The 20,907-nt window shown below is 69.8% G+C and carries 21 protein-coding genes and 2 tRNA genes; 5 read left to right on the top strand and 18 right to left on the bottom strand.

Annotation, left to right across the window (positions count from 1 at the left end; genetic code table 11):
* Positions 1-93 precede the first annotated feature (93 nt).
* Together OH768_RS34755 and OH768_RS34750 are read left to right on the top strand one after the other, a co-directional pair.
* Positions 94-1,416 (top strand): cytochrome b/b6 domain-containing protein, encoded by a 1,323-nt coding sequence (locus OH768_RS34755; protein WP_406459893.1) that lies wholly within the window; start codon positions 94-96, stop codon positions 1,414-1,416.
* Positions 1,413-3,026, top strand: a complete 1,614-nt coding sequence (locus OH768_RS34750) for an NADH-ubiquinone oxidoreductase-F iron-sulfur binding region domain-containing protein (RefSeq protein WP_359612036.1) — start codon at positions 1,413-1,415, stop codon at positions 3,024-3,026. Before OH768_RS34755 ends, OH768_RS34750 begins: the two co-directional genes overlap by 4 nt.
* 125 nt (positions 3,027-3,151) lie before the next feature.
* Here the strand turns inward: OH768_RS34750 and OH768_RS34745 are convergent.
* The 4 genes from OH768_RS34745 to OH768_RS34730 all read right to left on the bottom strand — a co-directional run bounded on the left by OH768_RS34745 (position 3,152) and on the right by OH768_RS34730 (position 5,307).
* Positions 3,152-3,224, bottom strand: a tRNA-Ala gene (locus OH768_RS34745).
* 133 nt (positions 3,225-3,357) lie between these two features.
* Positions 3,358-3,591, bottom strand: a complete 234-nt coding sequence (locus OH768_RS34740; protein ID WP_003976229.1) for a hypothetical protein — start codon at positions 3,589-3,591, stop codon at positions 3,358-3,360.
* Positions 3,592-3,594: 3 nt separating this feature from the next.
* Positions 3,595-3,768 (bottom strand): hypothetical protein, encoded by a 174-nt coding sequence (locus tag OH768_RS34735; protein WP_019063265.1) that lies wholly within the window; start codon positions 3,766-3,768, stop codon positions 3,595-3,597.
* Between the two features lie 69 nt (positions 3,769-3,837).
* On the bottom strand, positions 3,838-5,307 hold the full coding sequence (locus OH768_RS34730) for an MFS transporter (RefSeq protein ID WP_406459892.1): 1,470 nt from the start codon (positions 5,305-5,307) through the stop codon (positions 3,838-3,840).
* 125 nt (positions 5,308-5,432) lie between these two features.
* On the opposite strand from OH768_RS34730, the gene OH768_RS34725 reads away from it, so the two are divergent.
* On the top strand, positions 5,433-6,278 hold the full coding sequence (locus OH768_RS34725; protein ID WP_406459891.1) for a helix-turn-helix transcriptional regulator: 846 nt from the start codon (positions 5,433-5,435) through the stop codon (positions 6,276-6,278).
* A gap of 69 nt (positions 6,279-6,347) precedes the next feature.
* Here OH768_RS34725 and OH768_RS34720 read toward each other — a convergent pair.
* The 7 genes from OH768_RS34720 to OH768_RS34690 all read right to left on the bottom strand — a co-directional run bounded on the left by OH768_RS34720 (position 6,348) and on the right by OH768_RS34690 (position 10,726).
* A tRNA-Ala gene (locus tag OH768_RS34720) sits at positions 6,348-6,420 on the bottom strand.
* A gap of 93 nt (positions 6,421-6,513) precedes the next feature.
* Complete coding sequence (locus OH768_RS34715; RefSeq protein ID WP_406459890.1) at positions 6,514-7,179, bottom strand: histidine phosphatase family protein; 666 nt, start codon at positions 7,177-7,179, stop codon at positions 6,514-6,516.
* Entirely contained in the window at positions 7,176-7,619 is a 444-nt protein-coding gene (gene rsfS, locus OH768_RS34710) for a ribosome silencing factor (RefSeq protein WP_093626661.1), read from the bottom strand. Before rsfS ends, OH768_RS34715 begins: the two co-directional genes overlap by 4 nt.
* A 169-nt stretch (positions 7,620-7,788) precedes the next feature.
* Positions 7,789-9,498, bottom strand: a complete 1,710-nt coding sequence (locus OH768_RS34705; RefSeq protein WP_406459889.1) for an LCP family protein — start codon at positions 9,496-9,498, stop codon at positions 7,789-7,791.
* A gap of 16 nt (positions 9,499-9,514) precedes the next feature.
* Positions 9,515-10,204, bottom strand: a complete 690-nt coding sequence (gene nadD, locus OH768_RS34700; RefSeq protein ID WP_399116442.1) for a nicotinate-nucleotide adenylyltransferase — start codon at positions 10,202-10,204, stop codon at positions 9,515-9,517.
* Between the two features lie 67 nt (positions 10,205-10,271).
* Positions 10,272-10,433: a hypothetical protein gene (locus OH768_RS34695; protein WP_266768615.1), complete on the bottom strand. Its 162-nt coding sequence runs from the start codon at positions 10,431-10,433 to the stop codon at positions 10,272-10,274.
* Between the two features lie 131 nt (positions 10,434-10,564).
* A complete protein-coding gene (locus tag OH768_RS34690) occupies positions 10,565-10,726 on the bottom strand; it encodes a hypothetical protein (RefSeq protein WP_327404136.1) in 162 nt (53 codons plus the stop codon).
* A gap of 101 nt (positions 10,727-10,827) precedes the next feature.
* On the opposite strand from OH768_RS34690, the gene OH768_RS34685 reads away from it, so the two are divergent.
* Positions 10,828-11,955, top strand: a complete 1,128-nt coding sequence (locus tag OH768_RS34685) for a M48 family metallopeptidase (protein ID WP_406459888.1) — start codon at positions 10,828-10,830, stop codon at positions 11,953-11,955.
* Between the two features lie 63 nt (positions 11,956-12,018).
* On the opposite strand, the gene OH768_RS34680 is transcribed toward OH768_RS34685, so the two are convergent.
* From OH768_RS34680 to proB, 5 genes are all read right to left on the bottom strand, one after another.
* Complete coding sequence (locus OH768_RS34680) at positions 12,019-13,089, bottom strand: hypothetical protein (RefSeq protein WP_406459887.1); 1,071 nt, start codon at positions 13,087-13,089, stop codon at positions 12,019-12,021.
* An 89-nt stretch (positions 13,090-13,178) separates the two neighbouring features.
* Positions 13,179-13,787, bottom strand: a complete 609-nt coding sequence (locus OH768_RS34675) for a hypothetical protein (RefSeq protein ID WP_406459886.1) — start codon at positions 13,785-13,787, stop codon at positions 13,179-13,181.
* A gap of 93 nt (positions 13,788-13,880) precedes the next feature.
* On the bottom strand, positions 13,881-15,167 hold the full coding sequence (locus OH768_RS34670) for a glutamate-5-semialdehyde dehydrogenase (RefSeq protein ID WP_406459885.1): 1,287 nt from the start codon (positions 15,165-15,167) through the stop codon (positions 13,881-13,883).
* An 82-nt stretch (positions 15,168-15,249) separates the two neighbouring features.
* Positions 15,250-15,708 carry a hypothetical protein gene (locus tag OH768_RS34665; RefSeq protein WP_406465570.1) on the bottom strand — a complete coding sequence of 153 codons (459 nt, stop codon included), beginning with the start codon at positions 15,706-15,708 and terminating at the stop codon, positions 15,250-15,252.
* A 143-nt stretch (positions 15,709-15,851) separates the two neighbouring features.
* Positions 15,852-16,958 carry a glutamate 5-kinase gene (proB, locus tag OH768_RS34660; protein WP_406465568.1) on the bottom strand — a complete coding sequence of 369 codons (1,107 nt, stop codon included), beginning with the start codon at positions 16,956-16,958 and terminating at the stop codon, positions 15,852-15,854.
* Positions 16,959-17,236: 278 nt separating this feature from the next.
* Here proB and OH768_RS34655 point away from each other — a divergent pair, with 278 nt between their 5' ends.
* Positions 17,237-17,476, top strand: a complete 240-nt coding sequence (locus OH768_RS34655) for a hypothetical protein (protein ID WP_406459884.1) — start codon at positions 17,237-17,239, stop codon at positions 17,474-17,476.
* Here OH768_RS34655 and OH768_RS34650 read toward each other — a convergent pair.
* Both OH768_RS34650 and OH768_RS34645 read right to left on the bottom strand, forming a co-directional pair.
* Positions 17,453-18,673 carry a glycosyltransferase family 2 protein gene (locus OH768_RS34650; RefSeq protein ID WP_406459883.1) on the bottom strand — a complete coding sequence of 407 codons (1,221 nt, stop codon included), beginning with the start codon at positions 18,671-18,673 and terminating at the stop codon, positions 17,453-17,455. The genes OH768_RS34655 and OH768_RS34650 overlap by 24 nt on opposite strands.
* Before the next feature lie 155 nt (positions 18,674-18,828).
* Positions 18,829-20,907, bottom strand: coding sequence for a hypothetical protein (locus tag OH768_RS34645; protein ID WP_406459882.1), 2,079 nt, complete (start codon positions 20,905-20,907; stop codon positions 18,829-18,831).

The raw sequence follows: 20,907 nt of genomic DNA, 5'->3' as shown, positions 1-20,907 counted from the left end.
AACGCAATAACTCAAACCTCGTACCCACCGGTATGGAGCCACTTAGAGTTCGGCAGCGGGACCGCTTTCCCGATACTGCTCGGAGTTGCCCCCATGAACCCTCGTCGTAGTACCAGTTCGCTCCCCAAGCCGGGCCGTTCGGCCTATGGCGTGGTGAGCCTCGTCGTCCTGCTCTTCATACCCGTGTTCGTGCTGCTCGGAGGCAGCCAGGTACAGGACTTCCTCAACTTCGGTGCGGGCGTTCTCTCGCTCGTGTCGCTCACCTGCTCGGTCATCTGGGGCCTCGTCGCCCAGGACCGGGTCGTCCTCAACATCCGCCAGCGGATCGTGGCCCAGGGCATCCACCGGGTGACCGCCGTCGGCTCGATCGCGTTCCTCGTGATTCACATCACGGTGAAGCTGGCACTCGACCACACCGTCCTGATCGCCGCGCTGATCCCGTTCAGCCTCGGCGTGAAGGGCAGCGCCGGGCTCATCGGCCTCGGCTCCCTGGCCGGCCTGCTCATGATCTTCGTGGGCATCACCGGCGCCCTGCGCAACCAGTTCGCGTCCCCGGCGCCGGTGGCCGCCCGCTGGCGCGCGATGCACATGCTGGCCTACCCGGCCTGGTGCGCGGCGCTGGTCCACGGCCTGTTCGCGGGCCGCGCGGCGAAGCCGTTCTTCATGATCTCGTACGAGCTGTGCCTGGTCGGGGTCGCCGCGGCCCTCGCCCTGCGCTCGGCGCCCCGCTCGTTCAAGCGGAAGTTCGCCGACAGGGTCGCCATGCTCCTGGGCAACGAGGAGCGGCCCGGCCTCGACGATCTCGACGCGAGCCGGGGCCGTGTGGCCGAGTCCGCGCTGCCGGGCTTCGAGAAGCGCGAGAGCCGGCGGCCGGCCCAGCCCTCGTTCACCGAGACCGGGTCGATGCCGCGCGTGGACCCCGCCGCCGCATACGAGACGAGGTCCATGACCCCGGCGGCCGACACGAACGGTTTCGCGGCGGCCTACCGCACCGCCACACCGGAGTCCACCGGTCAGATGCCGTACGTCACCGACCAGACCTCCCGCATGAACGTGCCTATGGACATGCAGAACACGCAGGCGGTCCCGCGCGCGGACAGCGGCGGCAGCACCTCGGGCAGCTGGCCGATCCCGTCGCCGCCGCCGGTCGGCGAGGCGCCCCCGTCGGCCTACGACCCGCTCCAGGACACCGGATACAACATCCCGACGTACAACAACAATTCGGGCGCGGGCGGGTACGGCGAGGGATATGTGTACCCCACCGGTGAGTCGAACGGGGCCTCCGATACGTACAACTCTGGTGACACGTACAACAGCGGTCCCGCCACTGATCAAACGCCCAACGCTTCGTACGACTTCGACGCGCAGGGCGGCTCGGGCGAACCTTGGAACACGCCTTCCGGAGGCTATAGGTGAACGAGGCCCTGCCCGACGTCCCAGAAGTCCGCGTCGTCGGGCTTCCGCAGCTCACGTCGGGCTTCGACCTTGTCGAGAGACTCGACCTGCCCATGCACCTCAAGGTGCACGGGCCGCTCGAACCCATGGGCGGGGAGCAGCTCGCGAAGCTCTCCGAGGCGATCAACCTGAAGGGCCGCGGAGGCGCGGGCTTCCCCTTCCACAAAAAGCTGCGGTCGGTCGCCGAAGCGGCGATCAAACGCGGTGTACGGCCGGTCGTCGTCGTCAACGGCAGTGAGGACGAACCCGCCTGCCGCAAGGACACGGTGCTCATCAACCGTGCCCCGCACCTCATCCTGGACGGCGCCCTGCTGGTCGCCGAGGCCCTGGGTGCCCGCACGCTCGTGGTGGGGGTCACCCGTGAGTCGACACAGCGCTCCATGGAGGCCGCGCTCTCCGAACGCGGCCTGAGCAACACCCGCCGCTCGGCACTGAAGGCGTTCGTCCAGCGCAACCCGGTCCGCATGGTCACCGGCGCCGCCGCGTCGCTGATCCGCTCCATCGACGGCGGCCCGGCGATCCCGCCCGGCCGCAAGGTCAGCGCCTCCCAGAACGGCGTCGGCGGCGCCCCGACCCTGCTCTCCAACGCCGAGACCTTCGCCCAACTCGCCATCGCCGCCCGCATCGGCCCCGAGCGCTACGGCAACACCGGCCTCTACGACGAGCCCGGCACCGTCATGCTCACGGTCTCCGGGGCGGTCGCGCGCCCCATGGTGCTTGAGGTCCCCACGGGTGTGCCGCTGCGCTACGTCCTTCAGCTGGCCGGCGCCCCGCCGGTCCCCCAGGGTGTGCTGACGGGTGGTTACCACGGCAAGTGGATCGACGCGGCGACGGTCAACGAGGCGATCGTCTCCCGCAACTCCCTGGACGCGGTGGGCGGTGCGCTCGGCGCGGGCGCCATCATGCCGATCACCCAGGAGACCTGCCCCCTGGGCGAGTCACTTCGTGTGGCCCAGTGGCTGGCCGACGAGAGCGCGGGACAGTGCGGTCCCTGCTACCTCGGTCTGCCCGCCGCCGCGCGCGGCATGGAGGACATCCTCAACGGCGGCGGCCCGGCCGCCCTGGAGGCGCTGAAGCAGGTCGCCAAGGCCGTGAAGCGGCGCGGCGCGTGCTCGCACCCGGACGGTTCCGCGATGTTCCTGGAATCGACCATCAAGGCGTTCACGGACGACCTCGCCGCCCATGTCCTCGGAAACGGCTGCGGAAGGCCCGTGGAGGGCGTTCTGCCGCTCTTCGAGGGCGGCCAGCTCCCCGCGGGCATCACGAGCGGCGCGGAGGCCGAGGACAACGGTCCCAGCCGTCAGAAGATCTACGTCGACTGGACGCTGTGCCGGGGCCACGGTCTGTGCGCGGACATCCTCCCGGAGGTCTTCGAACTCGGCGCCGACGGCTTCCCCACCGTCGCGCAGGCCCAGGTGCCGCGTTACGCGGAGGCGAAGGCGCTCCGCGCGGTGCGCCGCTGCCCGGCGCTGGCCCTGCGCCTGGAGGAGGAGACGGCCAGGGACAAGGGTCCGTCCCGCAACCTCCCGGTCCTCTCCCAGGGCCGCGGCCGGCGCGCACTGGGCCGCTGAGCACACGGACGACGGGTCGCCTTCTTCTTAAGAAGGGGCGGCCCGCCGCTCCACGACCTGCGCCAACTCCCCCTGAAGACACCGAAGGCGGGTCATCCTGTGGGATGACCCGCCTTCGACTCCTGTGGAGCTAAGGAGAATTGAACTCCTGACCTCCTGCATGCCATGCAGGCGCTCTACCAACTGAGCTATAGCCCCTTGCGGTGTGCTACCGGGTCTCCCCGGCGGCGACGCCAACATTACCGGGCGACCCGGTGGACCACCAAATCGTTTCCGTCGCCGTGATCGTGCCCCTGATCGCCGGGACCTCCTCGCGGGGCCCCGGCCGGAGTCAAGCGGTGACGAACGAATAGAACCGTTTCAACGTGCAGTGCTCCTCGAGGAGTCGGCCGTAGATCGGCTCGCCCTCGAGTTCGCGGTACGTCTCGATCGGATCGCCTTTTATGATCAGCGCCCGCGCGCACTCCTCGCACCAGTACTGGTAGTCGGGATTCACCGGTTCCATGTCACGGACGATCGGCGTCCCACTGCCGCACCAGTCGCACTTTCGCCTGTGTGCACCCATCGATCAGCTCCAGCTGTGGCCGCAGGCCGTGCACACGTAGGAAACTCCGCCGTTGTCACCGAGGACTTGGGCCACGTGGGCGGAACCGCAGGAAGGGCAGCTCAGGCGGGTGATCGTATCTCGTATCAACGCCGCATCGAAGAGGTGGTCGACCTCCTCGATGATGCTCGCAGGCATCGCTACTCCCTCCCGTCGGGCCGCGCCCCCTTCCGGCCGTTTGATTCTGCCACGGCCGGACCAATACGGTCAGCGACGCCTTAGTACCAGTCCGGACACGGCACCCACCGCGGCCGTCCCCGCCAGCGCGAACATGCACGCCAAAAGCGCCTTCGCAGAGGTATACGCCCCCGGGGCCCCAAGTGACTCAAGCCGGTTCAAGAACAGTGTGCCGAAAACCGCGACCCCGAGCAGCTGACCCAGTTGCGCGACCGAGGAGAGCAGACCGCTGGCGTCCGCCGCGTCCTCGGGCCGCACGGTGGCCAGGGCCCGGGTCAGCGTCGGACCGAAGGCGAGCGCGAGCCCGGCCCCCACGCCAACGTACGCCACGTACAGTACGGCCCCGCCGCGATCGCCGCCTTCGAACGCGAGACCGACTCCCACGACGGACGGCATCGTGATCACGAACCCGAGCGGGGTCAGCGCCCGCTGCCAGGCCGCCGGCCACCTGCGCCAGGTGAGACCGACCACCCCGAAGACGACCGCCGTCGGTGCGAAGGTGAGGCCGGCGCGCAACGCGCTGAATCCGAGGCCCCCTTGGACGTGCAGAGTGAGCGCGAACAGGAAACCGCCGTTGACGGCCATGACCGCCAGGATCCGGAAGACGGCGAGACCCATGCCCGGGTGACGCAGCACACGCGGTGCGATCAACGGGGCGCCACCGCGCCGCGCGAGCCGGGACTCGTACCCGCAGAACGACGCGAAGAGCACCGCCGCCGCGACCAGCGACAGCCACGACCACAGCGGCCAGTCCTCCTCCTGCCCGAGCACCAGCGGCACCGTCAGCAGCGAGACGGACGAGGCGAGCAGCACCAGCCCCGGCAGGTCCAGGGCCCGCACCCGCTCGGGTTCCGACCGGCCGTCCTTCGGCAGCAGGCGCCTGCCGACGAGCAGAAGTACGACGCCCACGGGCACGTTGACCAGGAACACCGGCCGCCAGCCGGTGCCGAACAGGTCGGCGCTGACGAGCACGCCGCCGACGATCTGCCCGGCCGCGGCGCCGACGGCGATGACCGCCGCGTACATGCCGAGCGCCCGCACCCGGGCCTCGCCGAGGAAGTTGCGCTGGATGAGGCTGAGCACCTGCGGGATCATCAGCGCCGAACCGGAGCCCTGGACCAGACGGAACACGATCAGCTCGGTGGAGCCCTGAGCCAGGCCGCAGGCGAGCGAGGCGGCGGTGAAGAGGGCGAGCCCGGCGAGGTGGACCCGGGCGTGGCCGAGCCGGTCGCCGAGCCGTGCGCCGGTGATGAGCAGGACCGAGTACGTGATGGTGTAGCCGGCGACGACCAGCTGCAAGTCGGCGCCGGACGCGTGGAGTTCGGTGCCGATGGTGGGAGCGGCGACGTTCACGATGAACACGTCGAGCAGGGCCATGAACTGGGCCGCCAGCAGGAGCGCGAGCAGCGGTCCGCGGCGATTGTCAGTGCCGGGGGCTTTACTTGTGGCAGGACTTGGAACGGGTGCGGAATCCGGTCCCGTCAAGGGTGTTGTCGTCATGCCGTCGAGCGTGGGGGCGCTCCGGTACGGGTGCCGAGAGCCCGCTGATGCTGGTACTGGCAGCACCTGGCGGGGAGCAAGTCGGGCGTCGAGTATGGGGGATGTGACGTATGGGGGATGTGACGATGGGGACGACACAGCGCCGCCGACCTGAGCTGGCCTCGTTTCTGCGCAGCAGGCGCGCCAGGGTGACACCGCACGACGTCGGCATGCCTCCGGGTTTCCGTCGGCGTACGCCGGGGCTGCGCCGCGAGGAGGTCGCCCAGCTCTCCGGCGTGGGGGTCACCTGGTACACCTGGCTCGAACAGGGGCGCCCGATCAATGCCTCCGCGCAGGTCCTGGACGCCGTGGCGCGCACCCTCCGGCTCGACGCGCCGGAGCGGGAGCATCTGTACCACCTGGCCGAGGTGCCGTACGCGCATCCTCCGGAAGTGATCACACAGTCGGTGGGCCCGGAGATACAGGGCATCCTCGACGCCCTCGATCCGCGCCCGGCGGTGGTCTACAACGCGCGGTACGACATCCTCGCCACCAACGCCCCCTACCGGACGGTGTTCTGGCTGGAGCCGCTGTCGCCGGGCCCGATGCCCAACGCGCTGTGGAAGCTGTTCACGGTGCCGGAGGAGGAGTGTCCGCTGCTGTACCGGGAGACGGAGCTGCCGGTGATGGTGGCGACGCTGCGCTCGGCCTACGGAGTGCATACGGGCGAGCCCGTCTGGGAGGACTTCATACGCGGGCTGTCGGCGGCGAGCCCGCTCTTCAGGCGACTGTGGGAGAGCGGGGACGTGGCGGAGCCGGGGCGGCGGGTGAAGACGTTCCGGCACACGGAGGTGGGCGAGATGCGGATGACGTCGGTGTCGCTGTCGGTCAACGGCATGCCGGAGTGCCGGATCGTGGTCTACACCCCGGCCGACGAGGAGACCCGACTGCGTGCGGCGGCGCTGACAGGGACGAAAAAATCCCGCCCCTGAAAGGGACGGGATCTCATCGATTCAATCGCGGACGACTCTCGATCCTTGACAACTCAAGAGTGTCGACTGTGGAGCTAAGGAGAATTGAACTCCTGACCTCCTGCATGCCATGCAGGCGCTCTACCAACTGAGCTATAGCCCCTTGCGTTCTTCCCGCTCGGCGGGCGAACAAGAAGAACTTTAGCCTGCGACCTGCCGGAAAGTGAAATCCGGGGTCGGGGCCCTGGAGGGCCGCTCAGTCGTCGTCGCCGAGCACCGGTTCCGGGAGCGTGCCGGCGTTGTGTTCCAGCAGGCGCCAGCCGCGGGCGCCCTCGCCGAGCACGGACCAGCAACAGTTGGAGAGGCCGCCGAGACTCTCCCAGTGCGGGGACTCCAGACTGAGGAGCCGTCCGATGGTGGTGCGGATCGTGCCGCCGTGGCTGACCACCACGAGGGTGCCGTCCTCGGGCAGCTTCTCGGCGTGCCGCAGCACGACGGGGGCGGCCCGGTCGGCGACCTCGGTCTCCAGTTCGCCGCCGCCGCGGCGCACCGGCTCCCCGCGCTTCCACGCGGCGTACTCGTCGCCGTGGCGGGCGATGATCTCCTCGTGCGTCAGCCCCTGCCAGACGCCCGCGTAGGTCTCCCGCAGGCCCTCGTCGTGGGTGACGTCGAGGTCGGCGAGGGCGGCCAGCTCGGCGGCCGTGTTCGCCGCCCGCTTCAGGTCGGAGGCGACGATCGCGTCGGGCTTGAGGGAGGCCAGCAGCCGGGCGGCCCTGCGGGCCTGGCCGATGCCGGTCTCGGTGAGCTCGACGTCCGTGGTGCCCTGGAAGCGGCGCTCCACGTTCCAAGCGGTCTGGCCGTGCCGCCACAGGATGACGCGGCGGCCCCGGCCCGCCTTGCGGCCGTCCGTGCCGGCGCTCACCGCACCTCCCCGAACTCGGAGGCGTCCTCCTCGGCCTGCAGCTTGGCGTGCTCGGCGGCCTTGCCGCGGGTCTGCTTGGCGTCGGCGGGGAGGTCCAGCTCGGGGCAGTCCTTCCACAGCCGCTCCAGGGCGTAGAAGACGCGCTCCTCGCTGTGCTGGACGTGGACGACGATGTCGACGTAGTCGAGCAGGATCCAGCGGGCGTCACGGTCGCCCTCGCGGCGCACCGGCTTGGCGCCGAGCTCCTTGCTGAGCCGCTCCTCGATCTCGTCGACGATCGACTTGACCTGACGGTCGTTGGGAGCGGAGGCCAGCAGGAAGGCGTCCGTGATCGACAGCACGTCGCTGACGTCGTAGGCGATGATGTCGTGCGCGAGCTTGTCGGCGGCCGCCTGGGCGGCGGCGGAGATGAGCTCGATGGAGCGGTCAGTGGCGGTCACTACGCGGCTTTCGGTCGGCGGTCAACAGACCTCAAGGGTCTCACGGACCGCGGACGGCACCCCACGTGAATGACGGATCACGCCCCGGACGTCGGCCCGGACACCGGCTCCGGCCTCCGGGGCGTGCTCTCCGTCACAGCTACTGCGCCTTACCGCCACTGCGCCCTCGTCATGAGGACGACGACGGCTTGTAGTCCTCTCCGAGTACGACCGAGACGTCCGCGTTCGCGGCGACCGTGCCCTTGGTCACGGTGCTGGTGGGCAGGCCCAGGGTCTTGGCGACCTCGGTGGCGTTCTCCTTGTCGGCCGCGTCGGAGTACGTGATCTTGGACTTGGCCGAGGCTGCGGACGCCGTGCCCGCCTCCAGGAAGGTGAAGCCGCCGTTGAGGAGGACGACGCGGGCCTTCTCGGTGTCGTCCTTGACGCCGGTGGCGTTCTGGACGGCGACCCGGACCGCGGAACCCTCGTCGGGGCTCTTAGCGGTGCCGCCCAGGACGTCCTTGACGACACTGGCGGAGGCCTGCGCGGTCAGGGTGCCGTCGTTCTGGACGGGCAGCAGGGCCGTCTTGTAGTCGCCGCCCTTGGCGAGGTCGGCGAGCTTGGCGAGGAAGGTGCCGAGGTCCTTGTCGGTGAGGGGCGGGTCCAGGATCTGGGCCAGGGTCTGCACGGTGGTGGTCGCCGCCGTCGGGTCCGAGGTCAGCTGGCGCAGCACACCCTGCATGACCTGCCCGAACCGCTCCAGCTGGGTGTTCTGGGACTCGCCGGAGGCACGGTAGGTGGCGTAGGCGACGGCCATCTTGCCGCTGAGGGTCTGGTCCTTGCCCTTGTGGACGAGGGGCGCGGCGCCCTTCTTCGTGGCGGCCGGGTCGGGCACGTCGGTGTTGGTTTCGATGTCGATGTTGCCGACGAGGTCGACCAGGTTCTGCAGGTAGGGGGTGTCGAGGCGCCAGGTGCCCTCGATGTCGGTGCCGAGGACCGTGTTGAGCTGGTCGACGGTCCCGGAGGTGCCGTCGTCGTCGACCGACTTGGCCAGCGTCGTCGTGTTGCCGTCGTCGTCCGTGAGGGCGAGCGAGTTGGGCAGCAGCACGGTGGTCCCCTGCTTGAGGGTGGTGTTGTCGACGAGCAGCACCGAGGAGGTGCCGCCCTTCGCGGTGTTGTGCAGGTGGACCACGATCACATCGCGGTTCTGGGCGCTCGCGGCCGTCGTGGTGCCGGACTTCGAGGCGGACGAGGAGACCCCGGGGAGCTTCCCGGCGTACCAGAGGTAGCCGACGCCGCCGGACACGACCAGCGCCAGGGCCACGACGAGGGCGACCATGCGGCCACGGGCGCGGCGCTTGGCCTCCTCGCGGCGTTCGGTGCGGTTCTCGGTGAAGTTCAGCCAGTCGATGACGTCCTCGGAGTCGTCGGTCGGCTCCTCCACGAAGGCGAACTGCTCGGTGCGGTAGTCCCGTTCACCCGTCTCCGGGGTCTTCGGGGCTTCCGTCTTCTCGGCCGGGCCGCCCTGCTGCGGGATGTAGGCGGTCTGCTCGGCGACCCGGGGCTGCTGTCCGCTGGTCGCGGTCTGCCCGTAGGGGTCGTAGGCCGTCGTCGTCCCGGTGGCGTACGGGTCGTAGCCGGACTGGGGCGCCTGCCGGCTGTCGTAGGCCTGCTGCGCGCCCGTGTCGTAGTCGGGCGTCTGCTGCTGGGTGCCGGTCGCGTACGGGTCGTAGGCGTAGCCCTGCTGTTGCTGCTGCCCGTACGGGTCGTACGGCTGTTGCTGCGGGGGCTGTTGGGTCTGCTGGGCCGGGACCTGGCGGTAGACAGGCTGGTTGTACTCGTCGTAGCCGACGAGCTCGTACTGGTCGCCGCCGTACCCGGCGTCGTATCGGTCGTTCACCGGTGCCCCTCTCGGCTCACTCGCCGCGGTACAGCTCGCGCTTGTCGATGTAGCGCACGACTCCGTCGGGCACCAGGTACCAGACCGGGTCACCCTTGGCGACTCTCGCACGGCAGTCTGTGGAGGAGATGGCCAGCGCGGGAACCTCGACCAGCGAGACACCGCCCTCGGGGAGGCCCGGGTCGGTCAGTGTGTGGCCGGGCCGGGTGACCCCGATGAAGTGCGCGAGGGAGAACAGTTCCTCCGCGTCCCGCCAGGTGAGGATCGCGCCGAGGGCGTCGGCGCCGGTGATGAAGAAGAGGTCCGCGTCGGGGTTGAGCGCGCGCAGGTCGCGCAGGGTGTCCGTGGTGTAGGTGGGGCCACCGCGGTCGATGTCGATACGACTCACCGAGAACTGCGGGTTCTCGGCGGTCGCGATCACCGTCATCAGGTAGCGGTCCTCGGCCAGGGCCACCTTGCGGTCGGTCTTCTGCCACGGCTGGCCGGTCGGGACGAACACCACCTCGTCCAGGTGGAACTGCGCGGCGACCTCACTGGCCGCCACGAGGTGTCCGTGGTGGATCGGGTCGAACGTTCCGCCCATGACGCCGAGACGGCGCTTGCCGGGGCTCGACGGGCCGTTGTTGCGCGGGCCGTTCACCATTCGGTTCTCCGTGCCGCGCGTCGTGTCGTTCGCCGGACCGGTAGGCATGTCCTGCTCTCCCATGCGTGCAGACCCTACCGGCCCGGTGTGAAGGCCCCGGGACCCGTCCGGTGGACAGAAGGGACAGACCCTAGCGGTCGCGGTTGAAGCGGGTGGTGATCCACAGCAGCAGCAGCAGGACGATGAACGCGCCGCCACCGGTGATGATCGGCTGGAGGCTCTCGTGGTTGCCTCCGCCCTCCCCCTCGGCGGCGAGGGTGACCAACTGGGCAGCAGTGCCGTGGAAGCTCATCTTCAGCAGAACCTATCCGGTGGGCGGGATAAAGATGTCGGCCCATGGTATGCGGGCATCCCGGCGGCGATCACGCCGACTCCGCCATTGGGAACCGGACATGGGTGTCGGCAGGGAACTCGACGGGCGTCTCAGTCGTCCTTCTGTTTGTACCCGCGCAGCAGGAACCACGCGGTCAGGATGCAGCCGAAGAACATGACGATCAGTACGACCTTGAGCAGGTCCCCCGATCCTTGCCGGGGGGCGGCGTTCGCGGCCTCTGCGAGCCAGGCGGCTGCGGAATGGGGCTCCATGCGTTGACTCCTTCGCTGTACTGCCCGTCCACGGTATCTCCGCCTAGGCTGGGCTCTGCTTCGGGGGCACTCAGCGCACACAGACGCACATGGGGGACCACATGTCCGAAGACGGCCACGAGCAGAACGCGCACGAGAACGTGCCGAGCAGGCAGCGCAGGCGCTTCCCGGGGATCTCCTCGCGCGCGTACGAGCACCCGGCCGACCGCTCCGCCCTGGTGGCGCTGCGCAAGCTGAGCGGATTCGACACGGTGTTCAAGGCGCTCAGCGGGCTGCTGCCCGAGCGCAGTCTGCGCCTGCTGTTCCTGTCCGACTCGGTGCGGGTGTCGGACCAGCAGTTCTCGCACCTCAACGACATGCTGCGGGACGCCTGTTACATCCTGGACCTGGAGAAGGTCCCGCCGATGTACGTCACCCAGGACCCGCAGCCCAACGCGATGTGCATCGGCCTGGACGAGCCGATCATCGTCGTCACCACCGGCCTGGTCGAGCTGCTCGACGAGGAGGAGATGCGGGCGGTCGTCGGCCACGAGGTGGGCCACGCCCTGTCCGGCCACTCCGTGTACCGCACGATCCTGCTGTTCCTGACCAGCCTGGCGCTGAAGGTCGCCTGGATCCCGCTGGGCAACCTCGCGATCCTGGCGATCGTGACGGCGCTGCGCGAGTGGTTCCGCAAGTCGGAGCTGTCCGCCGACCGCGCGGGTCTGCTGGTCGGCCAGGACCTGCGGGCCTCGATGCGCGGCCTGATGAAGATCGCGGGCGGCAACCACCTGCACGAGATGAACGTGGACGCCTTCCTCAAGCAGGCCGAGGAGTTCGAGTCGGGCGGCGACCTGCGCGACTCGGTGCTGAAGATCCTGAACGTACTGCCCCGCTCCCACCCCTTCACCACGGTCCGGGCGGCCGAGCTGAAGAAGTGGGCCGAGTCCCGCGACTACCAGCGGATCATGGACGGGCACTACCCGCGGCGCAGCGAGGACAAGGACACCTCGGTCACGGACTCGTTCCGCGAGTCCGCGGCGAGCTACGCCGGCAACGTCAAGAGCTCCAAGGACCCGCTGATGAAGCTGGTCAGCGACATCGCCGGCGGCGCGGGCGACCTGGGCGGCCGGGTGCGGCGCGGCTTCGGCGGCTTCGCGAGCTCGACCCCGCAGGACGGACCGCCGACCGAATCGGCCAACGGCACCGAGCAGCCGCCCACGGACACCCCGCCGCGCGACGAGGACTGACCCGGCCGATACACACCGGCCTCATACCTGCGGCGGCCTCGCACAGCCGTGGCTGAACGGCTTTCACACCTTCGGTTGTGCGCCGGCCGCCAGTGAGCCGCACAGGGCCGTGGCGCCGCCCGTGGCGAACGGGTCGGTGCCGGCCGGGCCGCCCGCCTTGGCGGTCTGGCCGGCGAGCAGGGGCCGCAGATAGGTGACGGAGTCCTCGGCGCAGGACAGCGGTCCGGCCTGGACGTAGGAGGCGACGATCTGGGCCTGGTCCATGCGCAGGTCGTCGCGGTCGAAGCGGAACTGGAGCTCGCGGCGGACGGTGAACAGGGATGCCTGGGCCTTGTCGCCGGAGCCGGTCGGCCGGAGCGCGTAGACGAAGGTTCCGTCGGCGGTGACCTCAAGGGTGGACGAGTCGACCTCGGCGGCCTGCAGGGTGCCCTGGACGCGGATCTTGCGGTCGGCCAGTTCGGCGCGTGATGGATCGAAGCGAACCAGCCATCCGGTGGACTCGTGCCGGCCGTCGGCGGCCGGGTGCTCGAAGCTCTGGTCGAACTGGTCGAGCTGGTCGGGATCGACGAGGACACGCGCGGGGCGGATCTGTCCGCCGGTGAGCACGGCCGGGTAGAGCGAGGACTCGACGATGTAGTCCTTGGCGGTGCTCAGGGCGGCCACGACCTGGCTGTCCGAGAAGTGCTCGGTGCGCCGCGCGGCCGGCAGCGGTATGCCGTCGCCGCCGACGTCGAACTGCGCGGCGGGGCTGTGCGCGAAGAGATATTCGGCGTCGGCCGCCCCCGGCACCTTGCCCTGGGGGGACAGCGGGATGACGGTCATCCGCAGCGGCTCGGCGGGCTGCTGGGCCGTGGGGGTCGTGTAGGGGTGCCGTACGCCCATGTAGATCGCGGTGCCGAAGGCGACGGCGATCAGCATGACCAGGATCAGGGCCTGGCGGGAGAGGCCGCGGCGCAGGGCCGGGCGGCGGCGGACGGCGGGGGCGTGGTCGGCCATGCGCTCCTGCGCGGAGAACTCCTGGAGCCGGGCAGCACGGACGAACGACTCGTCGAACACGACGGATCGGTACTCGTCCTCACCACCCCCGGGAGCGCCCTCGGGCGTCCCTTCAGGTGGGTCTCCTGGACCGCCCATACTTTCAGAGTAGGTCTCCGGAGCCTCAGGTAAACGCCCTGGTACACGACAAGTTCTGACAGGTTCTCACCGACCCGGTCACAGCTCGCTCAGGGCGTGCGCGGTGCGGCCGACAGTGGTGGCTGGGAGTTGTCCGCGGAGACGGAGGGTGCCGCCCCCGTGCCCTGTTCCACGCCGGTGGAGGCCGGGGGCGGGACGCGGTCCCTGCTGCCCGAGGACGCGCCGCGGTAGACCGCCGAGAAGGCCAGGGCGACCATGCCTATGCCCATCACCAGGGCGAGCAGCCAGGCGACGGGGCGGTGCCAGCGGACCTGTTTGCCGTACGTTCCCGGGGCGCCGTAGCGGCCTTCGACGAGGTCGGCGTCGTCCAGGTCGTCAAGTTCCGGATCATGGCCGAAATCGCGTCCGTAGGTGTCCTCGAAGAGGTCGTCGTCGCCTCGTGCGCCTCTGCCGCGCTGGGCGCGGCGCGCCTCGGCCTCGGAGGCTTCGGCTCTCGCCTGCGCGGCGGCAAGGAGACGCTCGACGGCGGTCGGCTCGTGTACTACGGCCGCCCGTACGAAGGCCTCGTCGAAGACCACGGAGTCGAATTCTTCGTCCGACTTTCCGCGGTCGTGGTCGTCGTCGGGCTCCCAGCCGTCAGGGAACGGCGTGCCCCCCACGTCCTCCGGCACCTCTCCAGAGTAGACCTGGGGGGTCAATTTGGGCAGGCGGTAGGGAAATTCATCCGCAGGGTGAGATGTCTCTCCGTCCACGAGGCCCTATGCCTGGCGCATATGCCAAACGCCTCTGGTTCAGCGGCGGATGTGCCCGTCGCCGGTGACGATGTACTTGGTGCTCGTCAGTTCCGGCAGGCCCATCGGGCCCCGTGCGTGCAGCTTCTGGGTGGAGATGCCGATCTCCGCGCCGAAGCCGAACTGGCCGCCGTCCGTGAAGCGCGTGGAGGCGTTGACGGCGACGGTGGTGGAGTCGACCAACTGGGTGAAGCGGCGGGCGGCCTGCTGTGAGGAGGTGACGATCGCCTCGGTGTGGCCGGAGCTCCACAGCCGGATGTGCTGGACGGCCTTGTCGAGCGAGTCGACGACGGCGGCGGCGATGTCGTAGGAGAGGTACTCGGTGTCCCAGTCCTCGGGGGTGGCCTCGACGACGGTGGCCTTGGACTCCTTGGCGTAGGCCAGGACGCGTTCGTCGGCGTGCACGGTGACGCCGGCCTCGGCGAGGGCGTCCAGGGCGCGGGGCAGGAACTCGGGGGCGATGTCCTGGTGGACGAGGAGGGTCTCGGCGGCGTTGCAGACGCTGGGCCGCTGGGCCTTGGAGTTGATCAGGATGTCGATGGCCATGTCGAGGTCGGCGTGGGCGTCGACGTAGACGTGGCAGTTGCCGACGCCCGTCTCGATCACGGGGACCGTGGACTCGGAGACGACGGTCTGGATCAGGGAGGCGCCGCCGCGCGGGATGAGGACGTCGACGAGGCCCCGGGCGCGCATCAGCTCGCGGACGCTCTCGCGGCTCTCGCCGGGTACCAGCTGCACGGCGTCGGCGGGCAGTCCGGCGCCGCCGACGGCGTCGCGCAGGACGCGTACGAGGGCGGTGTTGGACTCGTAGGCGGAGGCCGAGCCGCGCAGCAGGACGGCGTTGCCGGACTTCAGGCACAACGCAGCCGCGTCCACGGTCACGTTCGGGCGGGCCTCGTAGATGATGCCGACGACGCCGAGGGGGACGCGGACCTGGCGCAGGTCGATGCCGTTCGGGAGGGTCGAGCCGCGGACGACCTCGCCGACCGGGTCGGGCAGCGCGACGACGTCCCGGACGTCGGAGGCGATGGCCCGGATGCGCTCGGGGGTGAGGGTCAGCCGGTCGATGACCGTCTCGCTGGTGCCGGCCGCTCGGGCCTTGGCGATGTCTTTGGCGTTGGCCTCGACGATTTCGCTCGTACGGACTTCCAGCGCGTCCGCGATGGCGAGCAGCGCGTCGTCCTTCTCGGCCCGGGGCAGCGGCGCGAGGTCGGCGGCGGCGGACTTGGCGCGGTAGGCGGCCCGGGTGACCGGGGACATGGAATCGTACGGCGAGAGCGTGGTCATGAGGGAAGGGTAGTGCGCCGGGCGGAGGCGTCCACCGGCTATCCCAAACCGCGAGACAAGTACGGAAGGGCCCGAAGACGGCTCAAAACGGATGTACGCCGACCGGGGTCGCGGGCAGCGGGCCGTAGCCCTCGGAGATGCGCTGGTGGTAGGTCTCGCGGTCGATGACCTCCAGGCCGACGATCTCCCACGGCGGCAGCTTGGCGGTCTGGCGGTGCTCACCCCACAGGCGCAGCGCGACGGCGGCGGCGTCGTGCAGGTCGCGGGCCTCCTCCCAGTAGCGGATCTCCGCGTGGTCGTTGGCGTAGCGGCTGGTCAGCAGAAAGGGGTGGTCGTGGGCGAGCTGTTCCAGGCCGCGCCGCACCTCCTTCAGCGGGGCCTCGCCGCCGGAGACGCTGAGGGTGACATGCCACAGCCGGGGAAGGTCCTTGGGTTCCCCGCCCTCGTACCGGGCGCCGGCCGCGACGCTCGTCAGCGTGCGCTCCTCGCCGGGCGCGCGGGAGGTGGCACCACCGCGGGACGCCGCCGCCCCAGGGCGCACTCGTCTCACGACGGCCTCCTTACGCAATGGTCGAGCTGCTGTGCTCGCGCGGATGAGTCCCTGAGCAAAGTTGAGCAGGCGCAGGGCGTCCGTGTGGCACTTTTGCGGAACGTCCACCGAGGGAGGCGGACGTTTCGGTTGTTTTACGGGTGGAGGATCACCAGGTCGTCCCTGTGTACGACTTCCCTCTCGTACGACGGCCCCAGCTCCCGCGCCAGTTCCCTGGTGGAGCGGCCGATCAGCTGGGGGATCTCCTTGGCGTCGAAGTTGACGAGCCCCCGGGCGACCGGGTGTCCGGCGCCGTCCCGGAGTTCGACGGGGTCGCCCGCGCTGAACTCGCCCTCGACGGCGGCGATTCCGGCCGGCAGCAGCGACATACGGCGCTGCACGACCGCGCGCACGGCACCGTCGTCGAGCGTCAACGAGCCCTGAGGGGTGGACGCGTGCTGCAGCCAGAGCAGCCGGTCCGCGGAGCGCTTGCCGGTGGCGTGGAAGTAGGTTCCGGTGTCGCCGCCGCTCAGCGCGTCGGTCGCGTGGACCGCGCTCGTCAGCACGACGGGAATGCCTGCGGCGGCGGCGATACGGGCCGCCTCGACCTTGGTGACCATGCCGCCGGTGCCGACACCGGCCTTGCCCGCGCTGCCGATCTCGACGTGGGCGAGGTCCTGCGGGCCCCGTACTTCCGCTATCCGCGAGGTGCCCGGCTTGCTGGGGTCGCCGTCGTAGACACCGTCGATGTCGGAGAGCAGAACCAGCAGGTCGGCGTGGACGAGGTGGGCGACGAGGGCGGCGAGCCGGTCGTTGTCGCCGAAGCGGATCTCGTCGGTGGCGACGGTGTCGTTCTCGTTGACGATCGGGAGGGCACCCATGGCGAGGAGTTTGTCGAGGGTGCGGGAGGCGTTGCGGTGGTGGGAGCGGCGGCTCATGTCGTCGGAGGTGAGCAGCACTTGGCCGACGCGGATGCCGTAGCGGGCGAAGGAGGCGGTGTAGCGGGCCACGAGGAGGCCCTGGCCGACGCTGGCGGCGGCCTGCTGGCGGGCCAGGTCCTTGGGGCGGCGGCGCAGTCCGAGCGGGGCGAGTCCTGCGGCGATGGCGCCGGAGGAGACGAGGACGACTTCTCTCTCGCCTCCGCTGCGGCTCTTGGCGAGGACGTCGACGAGGGCGTCGACGCGGTCGGCGTCCAGGCCGCCGGCCGCGGTGGTCAGCGAGGAGGAACCCACCTTGACGACGATCCTGCGGGCCTCGGTCACGGCCTGCCTTGCCCCTGCCACGTGCTGACTTCCCCTCGCGTAGGTCCGGCTGCCCCGCGCGGCAATCTACGCGAACAGGGCGGGGGCCGTGCATCGGTCCAGTCCCCGGACAGCCGTCCGTGACCGTTCGCACGCCCGACGAGGGACCTTCGGTGGTCACGGACGGCCATCGGGACTCCGCCGCTTTCAGCGTGTCTCAGGTGCCCTGGTCACAGGCGTGCGGGTGCGTCCACAGGGTGTGGAACTGGTCGATGTAGCGGTTGGTGACCCATCCGTCGATGATCCGCAGCATCACGTCGTTGGCCCGATGCGCCGAGCGGCTCTCCGCTCATGAGGAGCATGCCAGGGCCGTCCTCGAAGCCGGCCGGGCCCGCGACACCCGGCGCCACCTTGTACAGGAACTGGGCGTCGAGCCGGGAAGCATCCTCCGCAAGACCACCCATCAGGAGGTTCTGAGCGACCCCGCGACCGGGCTCACCGTCCGCCAGGATCCGTCAGACCGCTGCCCGGCCTCGTGAGGTGACCGCGCGGGACAGCAGCACCCGGCGCGCCTTCCGCGTCGCCCGGCGCAGCAACGCACCCGCCGCCCCCTCCCGATACCCCTCGACCTCGCGAGCCTCTCGGGGTTCGGCGAGGTAGAGGGAGTCGGGCAGCCCCGCCGCTTCGGAGCGGAAGTGCGGATACGCCAGGTACACCCGGCGGCCCCGCTTCTCCACGACCGCGTCGGGACGTTTCTTCGACTTGACGAACTCGACTACGTCCAGCAGGAGTTCGGGACGCTCCTTGGCCACCAGATGCAGCCGCAGCCGTTCGTCGACCTTGAGGCGGACGGCCACCTCGTCGGTCCAGTGCGCGGCCATCAGCGGTTTGGCCAGCTCGAACTTGTGGCGCCGTACCTGCTCGCTGTCCGCCAGGTACTTCGGTCCGAACTGCGGGAGCAGGGTGACCAGGAACGGGCGGAGCATCAGCTTGTCGCGCTCCACGCCCGGCGGGACCATCTCCGCGATGAGGTTCATCAACGCGCGCGCGGAGTCGAAGCGCAGGGTGTAACTCCCGCTCTTCGTCACGTGTTTGCCGTCGTCGCGGCCCACCAGGTAGTAGCAGGTGTGGTCGGCGATCACGGAGACGCCGTCGGCCCGCAGATAGGCCTCCATCGTGAACAGCGCGTCCTCGCCGGTGAACAGCGACTCGTCGAACCGCATGCTGTACCGCTCCAGCAGCGCCCGCCTGAACAGCTTCTGGGCGCTCAGCGTGAACTTGATGTTGGAGTGGAAGACGTCGGTGCGCTCCAGCGTCTCGACCCACGCGGCCTTGGGCGGGACGCGGTTGATGCCCTCGACCTTGCCGAGCACCACGTCGGTGCCGTTGCGGTCGGCCATGGCGACCATGCGCTCCAGGGCCTCGGGGGCCAGCCGGTCGTCGGCGTCGAGGAAGAAGACGTAGCGCCCGGTCGCCTTGCCGAGGCCGACGTTGCGCGGGGAGCTGGGGCCGCCGGAGTTCTCCTGGCGGATCACCGTGACGTGGGTCGCGGCGCGGGCCGCGAACTGCTCCAGGTACTCCCCCGTGCCGTCCGTCGAGCCGTCGTCGACGGCGACGACCTCGATCCGGGCCGGGTCCAGGGTCTGTGCCTCGACCGAGCGCAGGCACTCGACGAGGTACGGCATCGCCTCGTACGCCCCGATGACCACGGTCACATCAGGCTGCGTCACGGTCACGCGTTCCCCTTTGTCCATTGAATCGCCGTCTAGAAGACTGCCGACCGGGTGGATCGGTTGTCCTCCGTCAGCAGGGGATACGCAAAAGAGCCCGGTTTTCGAGGATCACTCCCCAAAAACCGGGCTCTTCTTGACCAAATTCTGACTCGCGCAGGTCAGCCGGCGGTGGGGTCGGCCGACAGGTGGGCCTCCGACGGACTCGCCGGGTCACCGGTCGCCGCCGACCGTTCCTGGCCGACGTTGCGGGCCTCGGACTTGAGCGCCAGGTCCCGTACCGCGGTGTTGAACTGCTCGATGGACGTGGGCTCGTCCGGGCCGAGCAGGTACTCCTTGAGTTCCTTGCGGTCCTCGGCCAGCGGGTCGGCGTCCGGGGCGCGGACCGCCGCCAGCAGCTCGCCCAGTTCGGCGGCCTTGTTGGAGAGGATCACGGCGGCGCGCACCGCGGTGTTCTGCCGCTTGAACTCCTCCACGCCGAGCTGCGCGGAGTCCGTGACCGCGTACGGCTTGCCGCTCGCGATGAAGTCGGAGACCACGCTGGAGATGTCGGAGACCATAGCGTCGGACACGTTGAAGCAGTCGTACAGGCGCGGTTCGGCGCCGGAGATGACCCGGTGCTCGAAGGTGCCGAAGGACTTCCAGTACGCGTCGTTCCACTCGGCGCGCAGCCGGGCGATCTCCTCGTACTTGGCCAGGTCGACCACGCCGTCCCGGGTGAGCTCGGCCTCGTCGCCCTTGTCGGCGGCGCCGCCGGTCAGTTCGGTGATCCGGGCCTCGATACGCGCCATGTCGGCCTTGGCCTTGCTCTGGGCGGCGGCGTCGGCCTGGAAGCGCGGGTCGGTCGCGCGCTGGGCGGCGGCCTTCTCCACCAGGGCGGTGACCTTGCGGTGCGCGGAGCCGGCCGCGGAGCTGACGGTGCCGGTGAAGGGGTGCGGCTTGTACAGGACACGGACCGGCGGGTCGGCCTTGAGCAGCTTCTTCACGATGTTCTCGCCGGCCAGCAGGAGGGAGGTGTTGCCGGGGTCGTTGTCCCAGCCCTCCCAGGTCGGCGCGTAGAGCACGGTCGGGATGCGGTCCTCGGGCACGCCCTGCCAGGTCCGGATGGGGGCGAGCTGCGGGCGGCCGACCTCGACGATGTCGTCGTCGCGGACACCGACGTCGGCGATGGCGTAGCGGTCGCGGCCCGCCCGGCCCGCGGTCCACACCTCGTCGTAGACCTTGCTGAACGGGTTGACGCTGGCCAGCTTGTCGCTGTCGCCGTGGCCGATGAAGACGTGCTTCATGGTGGGGACGCGCAGCAGGTGGATGTTCTTGCCGACGTTGGCCGCGTACAGCGCGACGCGCACGCTCGACAGGTCCATGTTCATCAGGTGCACGCCGCCGGGGACGCAGATGACGGGGACCTTGGTGGGGGCGAGGTTCTGCAGTATGACGCGCTCGCGGAGCAGGACCAGGGGCCGGGTGTCCAGCTGCTCCATGGTCTCCAGCCACATGTTGACCTGGTAGGCCGAGTCCTTGGAGCCGGAGAAGCAGAGCACGGTCTGCGGCTGGTACTCGTGCAGCCAGTCGTCGACGGCCTCGAGGATGACCTCGGCGGTCGGCGGGATCTTCGTACCCCGTATGTACGGGACGAGCGCGAGGACGTAGAAGGTGCCGAGGAACAGGGTGACGCCGATGCCGATGAAGGCGGCGACGGCCGAGTCCAGCTGTGCGGAGATCAGCAGGCCCACGACGGCGAACAGGTCGAGGTGGAGCATCTTCTCGGCGGAGCGCTCCAGCAGGCCGAACGGCGGGGCGTCCGGGATGTTGATGCGCGAGCCGAGGTCGACGTTGCGGGTGGCGACCGGCATCCGGCGGCGGTTGCGGATCAGCGTGACGACGGCGCCGTGCGGGGCCTGGAGGCCGTAGAAGGCGATGAAGCAGGCGATCGCGCCGTAGAAGATCAGGTGGTCCGAGAGGTCCATTCGGGCCAGCAGGAGGATCAGCAGGAGCTGGCGGATCAGGAAGCGGATGGACAGGCCCGCCCTGACCTTGCTGAGGCGGTTGACCAGATAGCTGCCCTGGCGGTGCAGATAGTGGTCGGCGACGTACGTCACGACGGCCGCCGCGGCGAACGCGGGGACACTCGGGATGAGCGCGGCCAGCATGAGGGCGGGGAAGCCCAGCATCATGAGGACGGCCGCGGCGAGCTCGGCCGCGCTGCCCACCCGGGCAACGCGGATGGCGGTGGAAATCAC

The sequence above is a fragment of the Streptomyces sp. NBC_01622 genome (genome assembly GCF_045209635.1).
Taxonomy (GTDB): domain Bacteria; phylum Actinomycetota; class Actinomycetes; order Streptomycetales; family Streptomycetaceae; genus Streptomyces.
The sequence above is the reverse complement of the archived record's forward strand: the minus strand, read 5'-3'. Positions and strand labels throughout refer to the sequence as shown.

Bases quoted from the DNA above. Each gene is read 5' to 3' on its own strand.
- OH768_RS34690 (WP_327404136.1), bottom strand. From the start codon at position 10,726: ATGGAGCCCCATTCCGCAGCCGCCTGGCTCGCAGAGGCCGCGAACGCC.
- OH768_RS34725 (WP_406459891.1), top strand. From the start codon at position 5,433: ATGGGGACGACACAGCGCCGCCGACCTGAGCTGGCCTCGTTTCTGCGC.
- OH768_RS34655 (WP_406459884.1), top strand. From the start codon at position 17,237: ATGATCCGCAGCATCACGTCGTTGGCCCGATGCGCCGAGCGGCTCTCC.
- OH768_RS34740 (WP_003976229.1), bottom strand. From the start codon at position 3,591: ATGGGTGCACACAGGCGAAAGTGCGACTGGTGCGGCAGTGGGACGCCG.
- OH768_RS34670 (WP_406459885.1), bottom strand. From the start codon at position 15,167: ATGACCACGCTCTCGCCGTACGATTCCATGTCCCCGGTCACCCGGGCC.
- OH768_RS34735 (WP_019063265.1), bottom strand. From the start codon at position 3,768: ATGCCTGCGAGCATCATCGAGGAGGTCGACCACCTCTTCGATGCGGCG.
- OH768_RS34755 (WP_406459893.1), top strand. From the start codon at position 94: ATGAACCCTCGTCGTAGTACCAGTTCGCTCCCCAAGCCGGGCCGTTCG.
- OH768_RS34685 (WP_406459888.1), top strand. From the start codon at position 10,828: ATGTCCGAAGACGGCCACGAGCAGAACGCGCACGAGAACGTGCCGAGC.
- nadD (WP_399116442.1), bottom strand. From the start codon at position 10,204: ATGGGAGAGCAGGACATGCCTACCGGTCCGGCGAACGACACGACGCGC.
- OH768_RS34695 (WP_266768615.1), bottom strand. From the start codon at position 10,433: ATGAGCTTCCACGGCACTGCTGCCCAGTTGGTCACCCTCGCCGCCGAG.
- OH768_RS34730 (WP_406459892.1), bottom strand. From the start codon at position 5,307: ATGACGACAACACCCTTGACGGGACCGGATTCCGCACCCGTTCCAAGT.
- OH768_RS34680 (WP_406459887.1), bottom strand. From the start codon at position 13,089: ATGGGCGGTCCAGGAGACCCACCTGAAGGGACGCCCGAGGGCGCTCCC.